The organism is Phytopseudomonas punonensis (genome assembly GCF_900142655.1).
GTDB lineage: Bacteria > Pseudomonadota > Gammaproteobacteria > Pseudomonadales > Pseudomonadaceae > Aquipseudomonas > Aquipseudomonas punonensis.
In genome coordinates this window covers 101,126-117,981 of sequence record NZ_FRBQ01000006.1, presented here as the reverse complement: position 1 = coordinate 117,981, position 16,856 = coordinate 101,126, and the positions used below count along the sequence as shown (strand labels likewise).

The 16,856-nt window shown below is 61.0% G+C and carries 16 protein-coding genes; 10 read left to right on the top strand and 6 right to left on the bottom strand.

Going from position 1 to position 16,856, the window contains the following annotated elements; translation table 11 throughout:
* Positions 1 to 32 precede the first annotated feature (32 nt).
* The 3 genes from BUC40_RS15865 (at position 33) to BUC40_RS15855 (ending at position 4,497) form a co-directional block, all read left to right on the top strand.
* Complete coding sequence (locus BUC40_RS15865; protein ID WP_073267144.1) at positions 33 to 1,445, top strand: GGDEF domain-containing protein; 1,413 nt, start codon at positions 33 to 35, stop codon at positions 1,443 to 1,445.
* 66 nt (positions 1,446 to 1,511) lie between these two features.
* A complete protein-coding gene (locus tag BUC40_RS15860) occupies positions 1,512 to 1,751 on the top strand; it encodes a hypothetical protein (RefSeq protein WP_073267143.1) in 240 nt (79 codons plus the stop codon).
* A 112-nt stretch (positions 1,752 to 1,863) separates the two neighbouring features.
* Positions 1,864 to 4,497: a DEAD/DEAH box helicase gene (locus tag BUC40_RS15855; RefSeq protein WP_073267142.1), complete on the top strand. Its 2,634-nt coding sequence runs from the start codon at positions 1,864 to 1,866 to the stop codon at positions 4,495 to 4,497.
* A gap of 6 nt (positions 4,498 to 4,503) precedes the next feature.
* Here BUC40_RS15855 and BUC40_RS15850 read toward each other — a convergent pair whose 3' ends face one another.
* Entirely contained in the window at positions 4,504 to 4,977 is a 474-nt protein-coding gene (locus tag BUC40_RS15850; protein WP_073267141.1) for a phosphate-starvation-inducible protein PsiE, read from the bottom strand.
* A 284-nt stretch (positions 4,978 to 5,261) separates the two neighbouring features.
* Here BUC40_RS15850 and BUC40_RS15845 point away from each other — a divergent pair, with 284 nt between their 5' ends.
* The 5 genes from BUC40_RS15845 to gcvT all read left to right on the top strand — a co-directional run bounded on the left by BUC40_RS15845 (position 5,262) and on the right by gcvT (position 11,174).
* Positions 5,262 to 5,525 carry a YebG family protein gene (locus BUC40_RS15845; RefSeq protein ID WP_073267140.1) on the top strand — a complete coding sequence of 88 codons (264 nt, stop codon included), beginning with the start codon at positions 5,262 to 5,264 and terminating at the stop codon, positions 5,523 to 5,525.
* A gap of 94 nt (positions 5,526 to 5,619) precedes the next feature.
* Positions 5,620 to 6,423 carry a SirB1 family protein gene (locus tag BUC40_RS15840; RefSeq protein WP_073267139.1) on the top strand — a complete coding sequence of 268 codons (804 nt, stop codon included), beginning with the start codon at positions 5,620 to 5,622 and terminating at the stop codon, positions 6,421 to 6,423.
* Between the two features lie 290 nt (positions 6,424 to 6,713).
* On the top strand, positions 6,714 to 7,097 hold the full coding sequence (gcvH, locus tag BUC40_RS15835) for a glycine cleavage system protein GcvH (RefSeq protein WP_073267138.1): 384 nt from the start codon (positions 6,714 to 6,716) through the stop codon (positions 7,095 to 7,097).
* 9 nt (positions 7,098 to 7,106) lie between these two features.
* Positions 7,107 to 9,959, top strand: a complete 2,853-nt coding sequence (gene gcvP, locus BUC40_RS15830; protein ID WP_073267137.1) for an aminomethyl-transferring glycine dehydrogenase — start codon at positions 7,107 to 7,109, stop codon at positions 9,957 to 9,959.
* Positions 9,960 to 10,052: 93 nt separating this feature from the next.
* Positions 10,053 to 11,174, top strand: a complete 1,122-nt coding sequence (gene gcvT / locus BUC40_RS15825; protein WP_073267136.1) for a glycine cleavage system aminomethyltransferase GcvT — start codon at positions 10,053 to 10,055, stop codon at positions 11,172 to 11,174.
* A 41-nt stretch (positions 11,175 to 11,215) separates the two neighbouring features.
* Here gcvT and BUC40_RS15820 read toward each other — a convergent pair whose 3' ends face one another.
* On the bottom strand, positions 11,216 to 11,572 hold the full coding sequence (locus BUC40_RS15820; protein ID WP_073267135.1) for a 5-carboxymethyl-2-hydroxymuconate Delta-isomerase: 357 nt from the start codon (positions 11,570 to 11,572) through the stop codon (positions 11,216 to 11,218).
* A 536-nt stretch (positions 11,573 to 12,108) separates the two neighbouring features.
* Between BUC40_RS15820 and BUC40_RS15815 the strand changes: the two genes are divergently transcribed.
* Positions 12,109 to 13,380, top strand: a complete 1,272-nt coding sequence (locus tag BUC40_RS15815) for an OprD family porin (RefSeq protein WP_073267134.1) — start codon at positions 12,109 to 12,111, stop codon at positions 13,378 to 13,380.
* A 142-nt stretch (positions 13,381 to 13,522) separates the two neighbouring features.
* A complete protein-coding gene (locus BUC40_RS15810) occupies positions 13,523 to 14,461 on the top strand; it encodes a class I SAM-dependent methyltransferase (RefSeq protein WP_073267133.1) in 939 nt (312 codons plus the stop codon).
* Here the strand turns inward: BUC40_RS15810 and BUC40_RS15805 are convergent.
* The 4 genes from BUC40_RS15805 to cyoC form a co-directional block, all read right to left on the bottom strand.
* On the bottom strand, positions 14,448 to 14,873 hold the full coding sequence (locus BUC40_RS15805) for a 3-phosphoshikimate 1-carboxyvinyltransferase (RefSeq protein ID WP_073267132.1): 426 nt from the start codon (positions 14,871 to 14,873) through the stop codon (positions 14,448 to 14,450). The genes BUC40_RS15810 and BUC40_RS15805 overlap by 14 nt on opposite strands.
* A 70-nt stretch (positions 14,874 to 14,943) precedes the next feature.
* Positions 14,944 to 15,888: a heme o synthase gene (gene cyoE, locus BUC40_RS15800; RefSeq protein ID WP_208605781.1), complete on the bottom strand. Its 945-nt coding sequence runs from the start codon at positions 15,886 to 15,888 to the stop codon at positions 14,944 to 14,946.
* Positions 15,889 to 15,899: 11 nt separating this feature from the next.
* On the bottom strand, positions 15,900 to 16,232 hold the full coding sequence (locus BUC40_RS15795; RefSeq protein ID WP_073267130.1) for a cytochrome o ubiquinol oxidase subunit IV: 333 nt from the start codon (positions 16,230 to 16,232) through the stop codon (positions 15,900 to 15,902).
* Positions 16,232 to 16,855 (bottom strand): cytochrome o ubiquinol oxidase subunit III, encoded by a 624-nt coding sequence (gene cyoC / locus BUC40_RS15790; protein ID WP_013790123.1) that lies wholly within the window; start codon positions 16,853 to 16,855, stop codon positions 16,232 to 16,234. Before cyoC ends, BUC40_RS15795 begins: the two co-directional genes overlap by 1 nt.
* Position 16,856 lies beyond the last annotated feature (1 nt).

Below are 16,856 nucleotides of genomic sequence, written 5' to 3'. Positions count from 1 at the left end.
ACACTCGGTAACCAAACCTGACTGGAGAACCGATGAGAAGCAGCCGGCACATCAAAACCCAGGAGCGACGCATCATCGTGGTGTTGCTCGTGGCGTTGCTGACCGTGCAGGTGGTCATCTACCTGGTCAGCACTCGCACCAATCGCAATATCGTCGAAGAAACCATCAGCAATAGCCTGCACACCACCACCCAGGTGGTCGACGAATTGCTCGAGCTGCGCCAGCGGCAACTGGCCCAGGGCGCTGCCGTGCTGGCCTCTGACTACGGCCTCAAGGAAGCCATCGCCACCGGCGAGCGCTCGACCATCGAATCCATGCTGCTCAACCACGGCAGGCGGCTGAAGGCCGACTTCGCGCTGCTCAACACCCTGGATCGACAGTTGATCGCCAGCGTGCCCAAAGAACTGCAACAAGCCGACATTGCGCCGCTGCTCAAAGCCGCCGCGCTATCGACCAACCCCGAGGCGCAACCGGTCACCCTGCTGCGTAGCCAAAGCGGCGTGCTTTACCAGCTCATTCACAGCGTGGTGAACATGCCGACGCCACAGGCCGAGCTGACCCTGGGCTTCGCCATCGACGACGAGTTGGCAGAGTCGCTCAAGCAGGTCACCGACACCGACCTGGTGTTTCTGTCCCGCGGGCAGAACGGTGCCTGGCAGCTGCATGGCAATACCCTGCACAGCAGCTTCGAGCGTTTGCTGAGTAACCCGGCGGCGCTGGTCGATGGCGCCATGTGGACGCTGCAGGACGACAGCGACGAATACCTGATGCGCTCGGTGGCGCTGAACCGCCTCAATGTTCAGGAGGCCAGCGAGGTACTGCTGATTGCCGGCAAATCACTGGGCCAGAACATGGCTGCCTACGAGCGTATCGAGCGTTTTCAGCGCTATCTGCTGCTGGCCAGCCTGGTGTTCTCGGCGCTGGTAGTAGTGCTGATCGGCCGGCATCTGCTGCGGCCGCTCAACACCTTGGCCCATCAGGACCCTCTGACCGAGCTGCCGAACCGCCGCGTGTTCGATCACAGCGTCGCCAGTGCGCTGGCCAAAAGCCGCACGGCGTCGTTCGCGCTGATGATGATCGACCTCGACCACTTCAAGCAGATCAATGATCGCTACGGCCACGCCGCAGGCGATGAAGTGCTCAAGGTCAGCGCCAGCCGTCTGCGTGGCCTGCTACGCAGCATCGACATGCCGGCCCGCCTGGGCGGCGACGAGTTCGCCGCGCTGCTGCCGGGGCTGGACAGAGCCGCCGCCATTCGGCTCGGGCAGCGCATCGAGGACGAGCTCGGCGAGCCCATCGCCTACAACGGGCAAACCCTGCAGGTCGGTATCAGTATCGGTATCGCCATCGCCCCCGAAGACGGCACCACCGCCAGCGAGCTGCTGCGCATGGCCGATGCCGAGATGTACGCCGACAAGGCGCAGCGCGAGAACGCCCCGGTCTGAAAGGTCGAACGCACGCGGCACTGCGCCGGTCGCTACTGAGGTCACCCTCAGTTAACGGATGCATTCATGGAGTACCTCGACTGGCTGCAATGGCCAGCCATGCTGATCACCGTCGTCGCGGCCTGGCTGGTCGCGTCCAAACAACGGCGCCGTCGCAACCTGGGCTTCTGGGTGTTCATGGCAAGCAACCTGCTGTGGATAGTCTGGGGGCTTTATAGCCACGCTTATGCGCTGATCGTGCTGCAGCTGTGTCTGGGTGCGATGAACATTCGCGGCGCCCTGAAAACCGAAACCGACGGCGTCTGAACGGCCGGCGCAGTGCTGCCATTCGCGGGCGAGCTGTGAGACCATCGGCGGCTTTCCATCGTTTCCATCCTGCCATGCCAAACCTTGCCCCAGACTGCAGAGAACACGCCTGATGCCCGATATCCTGCACCTGCAGCAGGCCGACTGGCGCGGCGACTTCGAGGACGGCGCGCTGCGTCGTGGCCAGGATTACGCCAACCGTGGCCTGAGCCGCCTGCTCAGCCTCAAGGATCACAGCCTGCTCGCCAGTTGCCTGGGCAGCGGCGAGCGCCCCTATCAGCAGCGCATCACCTTGCATGCCTACGGCAAAGGCTGGGGCGTGACCGGCCATTGCAGCTGCCCGGTGGGCTTCAACTGCAAGCATGTGGCGGCTGCTCTGCTCACGCTTGAGGCGCGCCAGCGCGTCGGTGATGACCTGGGCACCTTGATCGTCACCGAAAAACCGGTGGACGAAACACGGCTGGAAGACGTGCGCCCACTGCCGGTGCTGACTCTGGGCAGCCACGTACGCGTGCACTTCGATGCGCGCAAGGGCCGCATGCTCGAGCAAACCCAGCACCGAGCTGCTTTGGCGTTCGATTACAGGGGCCACACGGCGGTCGGCAAGACGGCCAAGGATCTGCTGATCCGCCTTGGCCCAAACCAGCAGTTGCGCATCATCCGCGACGCAGCGCGTGAAGCCGAACTGCGCCGCCGTTTGGAAGATGGCGGCCTGCGCATCGCCCTGAGGCAAAGCGAAGCCCTCGCCCAGCACCCTGGCGAGCATTTCGAGTTGCAGGGTGATGCGGCCTGGCTGACGTTCATGCAGCAGCAGATCCCGGCGCTGCGCGAGGAAGGCTGGCGCATCGAAATCCAGCCCGACTTCCATTACAACCTGGCCGAGATCGACGATTGGTACGCCGACGTCGATGAGGTGCCTGAACAGGGCTGGTTCGACCTGGAGCTTGGCATCGAGGTGGAAGGCCAGCGCATCAGCCTGCTACCAGTGCTGCTGCAGGCCATCCGCCGCTCGCCCTGGCTGCTTTCCGGCGATGCTCTGGCGCAGCGCCAGGATGAAGAGCTGCTGCTGGTCAGCCTGCCGCATAGCCAACATCGCGTCGCCCTGCCCTATGCGCGGCTCAAGCCGCTGCTGGCCGCACTGGGCGAGCTGTTCATCGGTGATGCTGAAGAGATTGGCACACGCGTGCGCCTGGCACGTGCCGATGCCGCGCGCCTGAATACCCTGCAGCAAGGCCCGGCGCTGAACTGGAAAGGCGGCGTAGAACTACGCGACTTCGCCAGGCGCCTGCAATACACCACGCAACAAGACGTGAGCGCCCCCGATGCCCTAAACGCACAGCTGCGCCCTTACCAGCTGCAGGGCCTCGGCTGGATGCAGGCGCTGGGCGAGCTGGAAGTCGGCGGCGTGCTGGCCGACGACATGGGCCTGGGCAAGACTCTGCAGACCCTGGCGCACATCCTGCTGGAGAAGCAGAACGGGCGCCTGCAGCAGCCGGCCCTGATCGTCATGCCCACCAGCCTGATTCCCAACTGGCAGGACGAAGCCGCGCGCTTCGCGCCCACCCTCAAGGTGCTGGCCCTGCATGGCAGCAAGCGGCGCAGCGGGTTCAAGCTGATCACCGAGCACGACATCGTGCTCACCACCTATGCCCTGCTGCCACGCGACCTCAAGGCGCTGACCGCGCAGCGCTTCCACCTGCTGATTCTCGACGAAGCCCAGAGCATCAAGAATCCACGCAGCAAGGCCACCCTCGCTGCCGGGCAGATCATCGCCCGCCAGCGACTGTGCCTGAGTGGTACGCCGCTGGAAAACAACCTGGGCGAGCTGTGGTCGCTGTTCAACTTCCTGATGCCCGGCTGGCTCGGCGACTCCAAACGCTTCACCCGCGACTACCGCACGCCCATCGAAAAACACGGCAGCGAGCAGCGCCTGGCGCACCTGCGCGGGCGCATCAAACCCTTCGTGCTGCGCCGCAAGAAGGAGCAGGTCGCCCGCGAGCTGCCGCCCAAGACCGAAATCACCCAGTGGGTAGAACTGACCCCGGCGCAACGCGACCGCTATGAAATTTTGCGCCTGGCCATGGACCGCAAGGTGCGCGAGGAAATCACCCGCCAGGGCCTGGCGCGCAGCCAGATCGTGATCCTCGAAGCGCTGCTGCGTTTACGTCAGGTGTGCTGCGACCTGCGCCTGCTCGACGACACACCGGCCGAACTCACCAGTAATGACTCCGGCAAGCTCAGCAGCCTCCTCGATATGCTCGAAGCGCTGGTTGGCGAAGGCCGCCGCGTGCTGCTGTTTTCCCAGTTCACCTCGATGCTGGCGTTGATCGAGAGCGAATTGCAGGCACGCAGCATCGGCTACGCCAAGCTCACCGGCAGCACCCGCGATCGGCGCACGCCCGTGGAGCAATTCCAGGCCGGGCAATTTCCGGTCTTTCTGATCAGCCTCAAGGCCGGCGGCTCCGGGCTGAACCTGACGGCTGCCGACACAGTGATCCACTTCGATCCCTGGTGGAACCCGGCAGCCGAAGCCCAGGCCAGCGACCGTGCCTACCGGATCGGCCAGGACAAACCGGTGTTCGTCTACAAACTGATCGCCCGCGGCAGCGTGGAAGAAAAGATTCAGCAACTGCAGCAGGCCAAGGCCAACCTGGCCCATGGCCTGCTCGAAGAAGGTGGCAGCCAGAGCAGCTGGCAACTCAGCGAAGACGACCTGCAGGCCCTCTTCGCACCGCTGGCCGACTAAACGCCATTAGCGCTCGGAGTAGTTGTCGCCGACCACTTCGCCCGTGGAATCGATAGCCTTGCTGGAGGGGAACTTGTACGACGCGAAACGCACCGCCAGCACCGACAGCGCCAGAAAGAAGATCCCGCCACACAGATACAGCAAGCCGATATCCGGCGCTTTATGATGGGATACGTCACCGATCAAGTAGCGGGTCAGCGCAGTGATGGCGATGTACAGCAGAAAACGGATCGGCAGGTGGTTGGTCTTGAAGTAGATGCCAACCATCGCACCCAGCTCGAGGTAAATGAACAGCAACAGGATGTCATCCACGCTGGCTGTGCCCTTCTCTACCATCCCCAGAAAAGCAGCAACCGATGCCCATGCGGTCGCGGCGCCAATGGCGAACAGGCCCAGGTAATGGAAGCCCTCGACGAACAGATTACCGATCGAGTTCGCGCCCTTGTGCATCCGCTTGCGGCTATCGTCCACCCACTTCATAACGTTCCCCTTTCCAATTGATGCAGCCAGGCGCCTTCATCATGACGCGCCCGCATGACATTCCCATGCAGGAACGAGACCAGCGAACCGGCTGCGATGGCACACAGAAGCGTGCCGCCCCATGAAAGGCACATAAGCAGCCACGGGGCCGCCGCGACAGGATGCCGCGCATTGCCATCAATCAGGTTTACGCTGTTCAAACGCAACGCAGTTCATTATGCTTGCCACAACTGGATGCATGAACAGTATTTTTAATTATCAGCGTGAAGGCGTAGAGGTGATGAATGGCCGTCGAAGTGGTGTACCGCAGCAGTCGCGACCCGGAGCGTTTGTTTATGGATAAGGCCGAAGCAGATCGTCATGACAAGATGTTGGAGCTGGCCGAGCTGCTCAGCGAGGCACTGCACAAAGCCGTACCGTCGCTCAGCGAAAACCAGAGCGAAGAGTTGGGCATCTACATGGCGAGAAATCGCGATGTGTTCGCCAAGGCCTTCAAGAACCAGCCCGATGCCCTCGCTGAATTAGGCAGCCAACCGCAGGCAGAGTGAGCGGCTGACGCTACCGCTAACATCTCTTCGCTTTTCAGCGCTGGACGGCCAGCTCGCGCGCAGTTAAAACAAGGTCACCCCTCAGGAGGTGACCATGAGCGCGCGCGATCACTGTCTGGCCTGCTTGAACACCGAACAGCCGGCGCTTTTTGAAGCTGCCCTTTGGGTCGCTGCCGAACACGACCCGGCTGTACAGCCCGCCCAAGTCATGCACGAGCTTGAAGGCCTGAAGCATCAGATCGATGCAGGCCTGCCCAGCGTACCGCCAAAGGAGCTCGCGCAACCCATGTTGCGACGGCTCAGCGAGCTGCATTTCCAGGAAGATGACGAAAGCCCGTTGCGCCCGCACGCCGCGCTCTTGCACAAGGTGCTGCAGCGACGTCGCGGCCAGCCATTGAGCATCGCCCTGATAGCACTGGAGCTGGCGCGCCGCCTGCAGATTCCGCTGCAAGGCGTGAGTTTTCCAGGCTATTTCCTGCTGCGCGTACCCGGTGCCGACCACCTGCTCGATCCCTGTGGCGGTCGCCGGCTCTACCCGCGTGACTGCCGTGAGTTGCTGCTGCGTTATCTCGGCCCCAAAGCCCAACTGAGCGCCGAGCACATGCAGGCCAGCGATGCCCGCAGCATGATCGTGCGCCTGTCACGCAACCTGCGCCATCTGCACACTGGTGCCGAGGATTATCTCAGCGCACTCAAGGACGCCGAGCGCGTACTGCAACTGGCGCCGCCCGATGCCAATGATCATCTGGTCAGAGCAGATCTCTACCAGCACCTGGATTGCGCTCACGCCGAGCGTTTCGATGTGCAGCGGGCGCTGCTGCTGTGCGATGACCCCGCCCTGCGCATGAAGCTGGGTGAGCGCTTGCGCCAATCCGGTGCGCAGCCGGCACTTCATTGAAACTTCTGAAGTAGATTACGGAAAATGCCCACCAATCGTATCGATTTAGATACACCGTATCCAATACGACACAGCGATAGTCACCTGCGACATTCACCGGTTTGATGTGCAATACAGGGGGCTGCCCGTCAAAACCGTATTGGAATCAATACAAGCGCCTCAGCAGACAATAGATAAAAAACATAAGTCATTGATTTATAAGGATAAATATAACTGGCACTTACCTTGCTACTTATCTCCCCAATAGCCGCGCCCGCAAGATGGGCACACAGACAAAAGAGGGAGTCCCCATGAGCGAATTGCGTTTTACCGTCGAACACGAATGGCTGCGCCAAGAGGCCGACGGCCTGGTCACCGTAGGGATCACCGCCTACGCTCAAGACGCACTGGGTGACGTGGTATTCGTTCAACTGCCCGAGCTGCAAGCCTATGCCGCTGGCGACGAAGTAGCCGTACTGGAGTCTGTGAAAGCAGCCAGCAACATCGGCATGCCGCTCGACGGTGAAGTGGTCGAAGTGAATGCCGATCTCGAAGCCAGCCCTGAGCTGGTCAATGCCGAGCCGTTGGGCCAAGGCTGGTTCTTCCGCTTCCGCCCAACTGACGCCAGTGCACTGGCCGGCCTGCTCGATCAGAACGCCTACGAGCGCCTGCTCAACGCCAAAGCCGACGCTTGAGAGAAAACCATGACCGAATTGACCACCCGTAACGAATTCATCGCCCGCCATATCGGCCCGCCTGAGCAAGACACCGCTGCCATGCTGGAAACCCTCGGTTTCAGCGACCTCGACGCGCTGACCGCCAGCGTGATTCCGGGCAGCATCAAGGGCACCAGCGTACTGCCGGCCGGCGACGGCCAGAGCGAAGCCGATGCCCTGGCCGCCATCAAGGCCATCGCCGCCAAGAACCAGCTGTTTCGCAATTACATCGGCCAGGGTTACTACGGCACCCACACGCCGTCACCGATCCTGCGCAACCTGCTGGAAAACCCGGCCTGGTACACCGCCTATACGCCGTACCAACCAGAAATTTCCCAGGGCCGCCTGGAGTCGCTGCTCAACTTCCAGACCCTGATCAGCGACCTTACCGGCCTGCCGATCGCCAACGCCTCACTGCTCGACGAAGGCACCGCTGCCGCAGAAGCCATGACCTTCTGCAAGCGCCTGTCGAAGAACAAGGCCGCCAACGCCTTCTTCGCCTCCCAGCACTGCCATCCGCAGACCCTCGACGTGCTGCGCACCCGCGCCGAGCCGTTGGGTATAGAGGTGGTGGTTGGTGACGAAGCCACTATCGACGACGCCAGCGCCTTCTTTGGCGCTCTGCTGCAGTACCCGGCGAGCAATGGCGACATCTTCGATTACCGCGAAGTGGTCGAGCGCTTCCACGGCGCCAACGCTCTGGTCGCCGTCGCCGCCGACCTGCTGGCCCTGACCCTGCTGCAAGCGCCGGGCGAGTTCGGTGCTGACGTCGCCCTGGGCAGCGCCCAGCGCTTTGGCGTGCCACTGGGTTTCGGTGGCCCACACGCGGCCTACTTCGCTACCCGTGACGCATTCAAGCGTGACATACCGGGCCGCCTGGTCGGTATGTCGGTGGACCGCTTTGGCAACCCGGCCCTGCGCCTGGCCATGCAAACCCGGGAGCAACACATTCGCCGCGAGAAGGCCACGAGCAACATCTGCACCGCTCAGGTACTGCTGGCCAACATTGCCGCCATGTACGCCGTGTACCACGGCCCTCAAGGGCTGACGCAGATCGCCAAACGTGTCCATCAGTTGACGCTGATCTTCGCGCGCGGCGCGCAGAGCCTCGGCCTGCAGGTCGAACAGCAGGCATTCTTCGATACCCTGACCTTGCGCACTGGCGCGCAGACCGTCGCCTTGCACGAAAAAGCTCGCGCAGCCGGCATCAACCTGCGCGAAGTGGATGCCGAGCGTGTCGGCCTGTCGTTTGACGAAACCACTACTCAGGCGGATATCGAACAACTCTGGACACTGTTCGCAGACGGCAAGGCCTTACCGGATTTCGCAGCACTCTCCAGCACTACCGACAGCGGCCTGCCTGCCGCCCTGCTACGTCAATCGGCGATTCTCGAGCACCCGGTATTCAACCGCTACCACTCGGAAACCGAGTTGATGCGCTACCTGCGCAAGCTCGCCGACAAAGACCTGGCGCTGGATCGCAGCATGATCCCGCTGGGTTCGTGCACCATGAAACTCAACGCCGCCAGCGAGATGATTCCGGTCACCTGGGCGGAGTTCGGCAACTTGCACCCATTCGCACCTGCCGAGCAGAGCGCCGGCTATCAGGAGCTGACTGACGAGTTGGAAGCCATGCTCTGCGCCGCCACCGGCTACGACGCTGTATCGCTGCAGCCCAACGCTGGCTCCCAGGGTGAATACGCCGGCCTGCTGGCGATCCGCGCCTACCACCAGAGTCGCGGCGACGATAAGCGCGATATCTGCCTGATCCCGCAATCGGCTCACGGCACCAACCCGGCGACCGCACACATGGCCGGTATGCGCGTGGTAGTCACCGCCTGCGACGCCCGCGGCAACGTCGACATCGACGACCTGCGCGCCAAAGCCGAGCAGCATCGCGATCAGCTGGCAGCGATCATGATCACCTACCCGTCCACCCACGGTGTGTTCGAGGAAGGCATCCGCGAGATCTGTGCCATCGTTCATGACAACGGCGGCCAGGTGTATATCGATGGCGCCAACATGAACGCCATGGTTGGCCTCTGCGCCCCCGGCAAGTTTGGCGGCGACGTATCGCACCTCAACCTGCACAAAACCTTCTGCATTCCCCACGGCGGTGGTGGCCCGGGCGTTGGCCCGATTGGTGTGAAATCCCACCTAGCACCGTTCCTGCCCGGCCACGCGCATATGCAGCGCAAAGAAGGTGCAGTCAGTGCCGCGCCTTTTGGCAGCGCAAGCATTCTGCCAATCACCTGGATGTACATCCGTATGATGGGCGGCACTGGCCTGCGCCTGGCCTCGCAGATGGCGATTCTCAATGCCAACTACATCGCCCGCCGCCTGGAGGAACACTATCCGGTGCTGTACAGCGGTGAAGGCGGCTTGGTGGCGCACGAGTGCATTCTCGACCTGCGCCCGCTCAAGGACAGCAGCTGCATCAGCGTCGACGACGTAGCCAAGCGCCTTATCGACTTCGGCTTCCACGCACCGACCATGTCCTTCCCGGTGGCCGGCACGCTGATGATCGAGCCGACCGAAAGCGAATCCAAGCAGGAGCTGGATCGCTTCTGTGACGCCATGATCGCCATCCGCGAAGAGATCCGTGCAGTCGAGCGCGGCGAACTGAACGCCGACGACAACCCGCTGAAAAATGCCCCGCACACCGCTGCCGAGTTGGTGGGTGAGTGGACGCATCCGTACAGCCGTGAACAGGCGGTCTTCCCGACTCGCAACCTGATCGATGGCAAGTACTGGCCGCCGGTAGGCCGGGTTGACAACGTGTTCGGCGACCGCAATCTGGTCTGCGCCTGCCCGCCCATCGAGGCCTATCAGGACGCCTGATTGCCCATCGGCTGCCGGCGCCACCGGCAGCTGCCCTCTTCGTTTTGCCCGCACGCTGCGGCGGGCCGCTCACAGCCTATACAGGAGAGCGCAATGACCACTGAAACTCTGGCGAAAACGCCGCTTCACGCGCTGCACCTCGAACTGGGCGCGCGCATGGTGCCGTTCGCTGGCTACGAGATGCCGGTGCAATATCCGCTCGGCGTGATGAAAGAGCACCTGCACACCCGCGAAGCCGCCGGCTTGTTCGATGTCTCGCACATGGGACAGATCATCCTGCGCGGTGCTGGCGCCGCCAAGGCACTGGAAAGCCTGGTACCCGTCGACATCATCGACCTGCCAGTCGACATGCAGCGCTACGCCATGTTCACCGACACCAACGGCGGCATTCTCGATGACCTGATGGTCGCCAACCTGGGTAACGACACGCTGTTTCTGGTGGTCAACGCGGCCTGCAAGCATCAGGACCTGATGCACCTGCAGCAGCACATAGCCAATCAGTGCCAGATCGAATCACGCTTCGAACGCGCACTGCTGGCCCTGCAGGGCCCCAAGGCAGTCGATGTGCTCACCCGCCTGGCGCCTGAAGTCGCTAAGATGACCTTCATGCAATTTCAGGCCGTGCGCCTGCTCGGCGTGGACTGTTACGTCAGCCGTTCGGGCTACACCGGCGAGGATGGCTACGAGATCTCCGTGCCTGCCGCCCATGCAGAAATCCTGGCGCGTAGCCTGCTCGCCGAGCCGGAAGTACAGGCAATCGGCCTGGGCGCCCGTGATTCGCTGCGTCTGGAAGCCGGCCTGTGTCTGTACGGCCACGACATGAGCACCGACACCACGCCGATCGAAGCGAGCCTGGTATGGGCGATCTCGAAAGCACGCCGCGCCGACGGCACACGCCCCGGCGGCTTTCCAGGCGCAGAGCGGATCTTCGCCCAGAAACGCGATGGCGTCGCCCGCAAACGCGTCGGCTTGCTGCCTCAGGAGCGCACGCCGGTACGCGAGGGCGCAGAGCTGGTGAATGCTGAAGGCGAGATCATCGGTCAGGTGTGCAGCGGCGGCTTCGGCCCTAGCCTGGGCGCGCCGCTGGCGATGGGCTACGTGCAGAGCAGTCACGCGTCCGTAGATACGGAGGTATGGGCACTGGTACGCGGCAAGCGCGTCGCCATGAAAGTCGCCAAGACGCCATTCGTGGCGCAGCGTTACTACCGGGGTTAATCGCTGGCCGGGCGGTAGCCGTTACCGCCCGGTCTGGCCGATCAACCTGCGTCCAGACAATGGCGTCGGTTGCTGAAAGCTTCGCGGCGCATATCGCGCACATCCAGTGAAATGCTCTCGACCTCTGGCAAACGCTCCACCAGCTTGCGCACGATGGCCATCGACAGGGCTTTCTTCTGCTCGTCCGTACGACCGGCCAGCAAGTAGAAGATCACATGCACAAAGTCACTCTGATTGCCGCCGACACTGTAGTGATCGTAAAGACTCAGGCGTACCTTCACCTCCCCTTCCTTGAATAATCCCGTGCCCATCGCAGTGTCGTGAACCAATGCCACGAGCGCACCGGGCTCAAGAATCTTTTCGAGTGAACGAGCACCTTCAATAAGGCAATGCGGCATGAAAATCTCTCACTTTTTTAGCTGATATACGTTATCGCACAACATTTATTGAGAGGCGAGTGCATTGGCTAGCCTACATCATCCACCTCAAACAGCAGCGAAAATGCGCTACCGATATAACCCAAAAGCCCATAGCTGTGAGGCTTAGGCTATAGCTCCGTTGCCGGGTAAACGGGATATTCAGCACGGTGTGGGAACTTTTCATCAGCGTGCGTTGACAAGGCGATTCGGAGCTGTCGATAATCCCCGCCAATGTTGTATGACAACAAACCTTATAAAAACAAAAAAGGTCGCACCATGAAGACATTCGCCTTCACGTCACCCGCACATTTTCTCTGGGCCACAGCGCCCTGCCCGACGCATTCATTTCAATACCTGCGCGCCACTTATTCGCCGATGGCTAGGGCCTGAGGCAGAGTCCTGCGTGAACGCACGCAGGTCTGCGCCCCGCAAGGGGCATTCCACACCGACCTCAAGGCATGTCGATCACTGATTGGCACTGGGCGGTCTGTTCAAAAATCGGGAGCACAACAACAATGACAGCACGCAAAATCATCTCGCTGGGCCTGATCGGAGCCGGAACCATGGCCCTCGCCATGCCATTCGCGGCCCATGCCGAAGGTTTTGTAGAGGATGCCAAGGTCAACCTCAACCTGCGCAACTACTACTTCAACCGCAACTTCCTCAACCACACGGGCCCCCAAGTCCAGGGCGATGACCAAGGTCAGAGAGCTGAGTGGGCGCAGAGTTTTATCTTGGACGCACGCTCCGGCTACACGGCGGGCACCGTCGGTTTCGGACTCGACGTGTTGGGTATGTACGCCGTCAAGCTGGATGGCGGCAAAGGGACAATCAACAGCGAGTTGTTCCCGACTCATGGCACGGGCAACGATGCTCACTCTGCAGGTGATTTCGGCCGCACAGCGGTAGCTGCCAAAGCCAAAATCTCCAAAACCGAGCTGAAAGTTGGCGAATGGTTTGCCGTACTGCCAATACTGCGCGCCGATGATGGCCGCTCCCTGCCGCAGACTTTCAAGGGTGGCCAGCTCACGGTCAACGAAATTGAAGGCCTGTCCCTGTATGGCGGTCGCTTCAATGGCAACAGCGCGCGTAACGATGCCAGCCTAGAGCGTATGTCCTACTCCGGATTCAAAACCAACGCTTTCGACTTCGCCGGTGGTGAATTCAAGTTCAACGAAAAACGCACCATGATTGGCTTGTGGCGCGCTGAGCTGAACGACATCTACCAACAGAATTACCTGCAGTTGACCCACAGCCAACCAGTCGGCGATTGGGTACTGGGTGCCAACCTCGGTTATGTCGACAGTAAAGACGAAGGCTCGTCCAAAGCGGGCAAGCTGGATAACAAGGTCTATCAGGGAAGCTTCTCCGCCAAGACAGGCATGAACACCTTTACCGTGAACTACCAGAAGCTAAGTGGTGACAGCCGCTTCATCAAAGTCGATGGCACAAGCGGCGGCCTGCTGGTCAACGATGGTTTCACCAGCGCTTTTGACGGCGTGGATGAGCGCTCTTGGGCGATTCGTCACGACTACAGCTTCGCCGCTCTGGGCGTTCCTGGCCTGAGCCTGATGAACCGTTACACCAAAGGCGACAACATCCGCGCAAGCGCCACCCGTGACGACGCTGAAGAGTGGAGCCGTGAAACCGAACTGGCTTATACCCTGCAAGATGGCGTGCTGAAAAATCTGAACATTCGCGTGCGTAACTCCAGCCTTCGTCGTGATGTTGGCCAGGACATGAGCGAAAACCGTCTGATCATCAACTACCCGTTGTCGATCCTGTAACACCGCATCGCATCGCCGACTCCAGTGGCATATTTGGCCCGTCCTCGTGACGGGCTTTTTTATGTGCCCGCAAAAGCTCGATTCGTGGCTGGCAATTGCTTTGATTTACACTGCCGCGCCCTGCCGACCGATAGCACTGCCCATGACTCCAGCCAATCTCGCCCTGCTGCACCACCACCTGAGCGACGCCTTGAGCGCACCACCGAGCGAGGCCCGCCGCCTGTTCCACGGGCGTGGGCGCTGCTGGGAGGGGCTAGAGCACATCACGGTCGATTGGCTGCAGGGCATCATGCTGGTGTGCCTGTTCCGGGAGCCTGCGGGCGAGGAGCTTAATGCGTTGCAAGTCATGCTGCAGCAACTCAGCGAGTCGCCGACGTGGCGCAGCAGCAACGCCAAAAGCTTGCTGCTGCAACAGCGCTACCTGCCCGACAGCCCAATGCTGTGTATGGCTGGCGAGCTACCCGAAGAGTGGGTGATCGTTGAGGACGGCCAGCGCTTCTTGCTCGACCTGGGCCGCAAGCAAAACACCGGGCTGTTTCTCGACATGCGACTGGGGCGCCGCTGGGTACGCGACAATGCCAGGGGCAAAAGGGTGCTCAACCTGTTCGCCTACACCTGCGGCTTTTCTGTCTCGGCACTCGCTGGCGGTGCCGAGCACGTGGTCAATCTGGACATGGCCAAGGCCGCTCTGAGCCGAGGCCGCGACAATCACCGCCTGAACGAGCATGATCTCAGCCGGGTCAGCTTTCTTGGCCACGAGCTGTTCAAGTCGTGGGGCAAGGTCAAACGCCACGGCCCCTACGACCTGATCATCATTGACCCGCCGTCGTTCCAGAAAGGCAGCTTTGCGTTGACGCGCGACTATCAGAAGATCCTGCGCAAGCTGCCGGAACTACTGGGCCCCGAAGGCTGCGTGCTGGCTTGCGTCAACGATCCCACTGTCGGCAGTGATTTTTTGATCTCCGGTATGGCCAGCGAAGCCCCCGAGCTGCGCTTCGAGAGGCGCCTGGAAAACCCACCGGAGTTTCCCGACGCCAACCCTGAAGGCGGGCTCAAGGCCTTGCTGTTCAGGCGCGGTTGAACCAGTCCCACAGGCCCAAGGAGAATCCTGAAAACAGGTTGATGCCCAGTGCCGACTTGATCAGGTACAGGAACAGCAGGCCAAGCGCCAGGGAAACCATCAGGAACAGGCTGACCCCCAGGGCCTTGGCGGTCAGCGACAGCTCCTGCTGGGCTCGGCTCAGGTCACGCTTGTTGCGCCCGGCCAGGAACACGAAATAGTAGCGCCAGCGCCACAGTTTAAGGGTGCCGCGCAGGTCCAGCGGATGGCGGCCCCACTGCCGCGCGCCAAAGGCCACCTTGAGTGCAGCGAGCTGCTCGGCGGTGAAGGAATCACGGAGATCCTCGGGCAAGCGGTCCTTGAGACCGGCAATGAAAGCGTCTTGCTCGTTCACGGTTATATCTCCCACTCTCAGAATTCGGCGTACACACATTGCTTACGCGTAACGAAAACGGGCCCCGTCATCATTGATGACGGGGCCCGCTCGATTCGCTCGTCAAAGCTTAGCGCGAGGCAAATGCCGCACAGAAACCACTGACGTTGTCGACGCCACAGATGTGATTGACCGAGGTCATCAGCATCTGGCTTGGCGTGGCCTGGAAGTCCACCGACATCATCACGCTCAGCGCGGTGATGGTGACGATGGAGAACACGAACAGCTTGCGTGCCCAGACCTTGTCATCGACGGCCTTGTAACCCGACACCCCCATCCACAACCAGTAGGCACCGCTGACTGCTGCTACCACGAAGTAGCTGTAGCCCGCGTAACCGCTGATGGTCAACATCAGGGTGGCGACCAGGAACGCGGCGATGTACAGGACGATGCTGCGCTTGGCAGCAGGAACGCCCTTGATCACCGGCAACACCGGAATGTTGGCGGCCTGGTAGTCATTGAAACGGAAAATGGCGATAGCGTACGAGTGGGGCATCTGCCAGAGGCTGAAGATCAGCAGCAGAATTGCTGCCCCCATGTCGAACTCGTTGCTTACAGCGCAATAGCCCACAACAGGCGGAGCGGCGCCCGACAGACTGCCAACCAGGGTTCCATAAACCGAATTGCGCTTGAGGTACAGGCTGTACAGCCCGACGTAGACGACAAAGCCCATGAGGACCAAGGCGACTGCAAGCAAATTCGTAGCTTTATAGAGCAAGGCAACGCCTGCAATCCCCAGGATGCAGGCGTAAACGATGGCATGAGTCGGCGGAACCAGGCCTTTTACCAGCACCCTGTTCTTGGTCCGCTCCATCTTTTCATCGATGTCCATATCGATGTAGTTGTTGAACACGCAACCGGAAGCAATCACCAGAGCGACGCCGAGTGCTGTTGCCAGGAACAGCATCAGGTCGATATCCCCCTTCGAAGCCAGGAAGAAACCACCGGCGACGGAAATCATGTTCCCGAAGACGATGCCCGGCTTGGTCAGGAGCAGGTATTGCTTGAACATCAGGCTGCTCTCTTTTAGTTGGCCATCATGTAGTAGTGCATGCTCCAGATGATCCAGATAGAGAGCGCTACGACGATGATGGTGATCAGGATGGTGAACACGAATGCCACCGTGTTCCAACGCTGCGCGGAGGACGTGTTCATGTGCAGGAAGTACACAAGGTGCACGTAGATCTGCACGACCGCGAAGGCAACGATGGTGAACAACGTGGCCGCTTTCGACATGACGGGGTTCATCACGATCGCGAACGGGATCACGGTGAGGATGATCGACAGCACGAAGCCGACGACGTAATCCTTGGTGCTGCCGTGGCTCGCGCCAGCGGCAGAGTGGTGATCATGAGCCATTACAGAGCCCCCATCAGGTAAACAACGGTAAACACGCAGATCCAGACCACATCGAGGAAGTGCCAGAACAGGCTCAGGCAGCTCAGGCGGGTCTGGGTGACCGGAGTCAGGCCGCGGCTGGCGACCTGGTGCATCATCACAGCCATCCACACCAGGCCGGCACTGACGTGCAGACCGTGGGTGCCGACGAGGGTGAAGAATGCCGACCAGTAAGCGCTGACCTGCGGCGCAGCACCTTCATGGATCAGGTGGTGGAACTCGTACAACTCGATCGAGATGAACACCAGGCCGAACAGGAAGGTCGCGGCAAGCCAGGACAGCACTTTGCCTTTGTCGCCACGGTACATGGCCAGCATGGCCATGCCGTAGGTGATGCTGGAGAACAACAGGGCGAATGTTTCGACCAGAACGAGTTTCAGGTCGATCAGATCCTTCGGAGTAGGACCGCCGGCGTACGCGGTGCTGAGCACCGCGAAGCCTGCAAAGATACTCGCGAACAGGATGCAGTCGGTCATCAGGTAAATCCAGAACCCGAAGACCTTCATTTCACCCGCGTCGTGGTGATGCTCGTGCTCATGATCATCGTCATGAGCGGCGTGGTTGCTCAAAACTTCACTGGACATG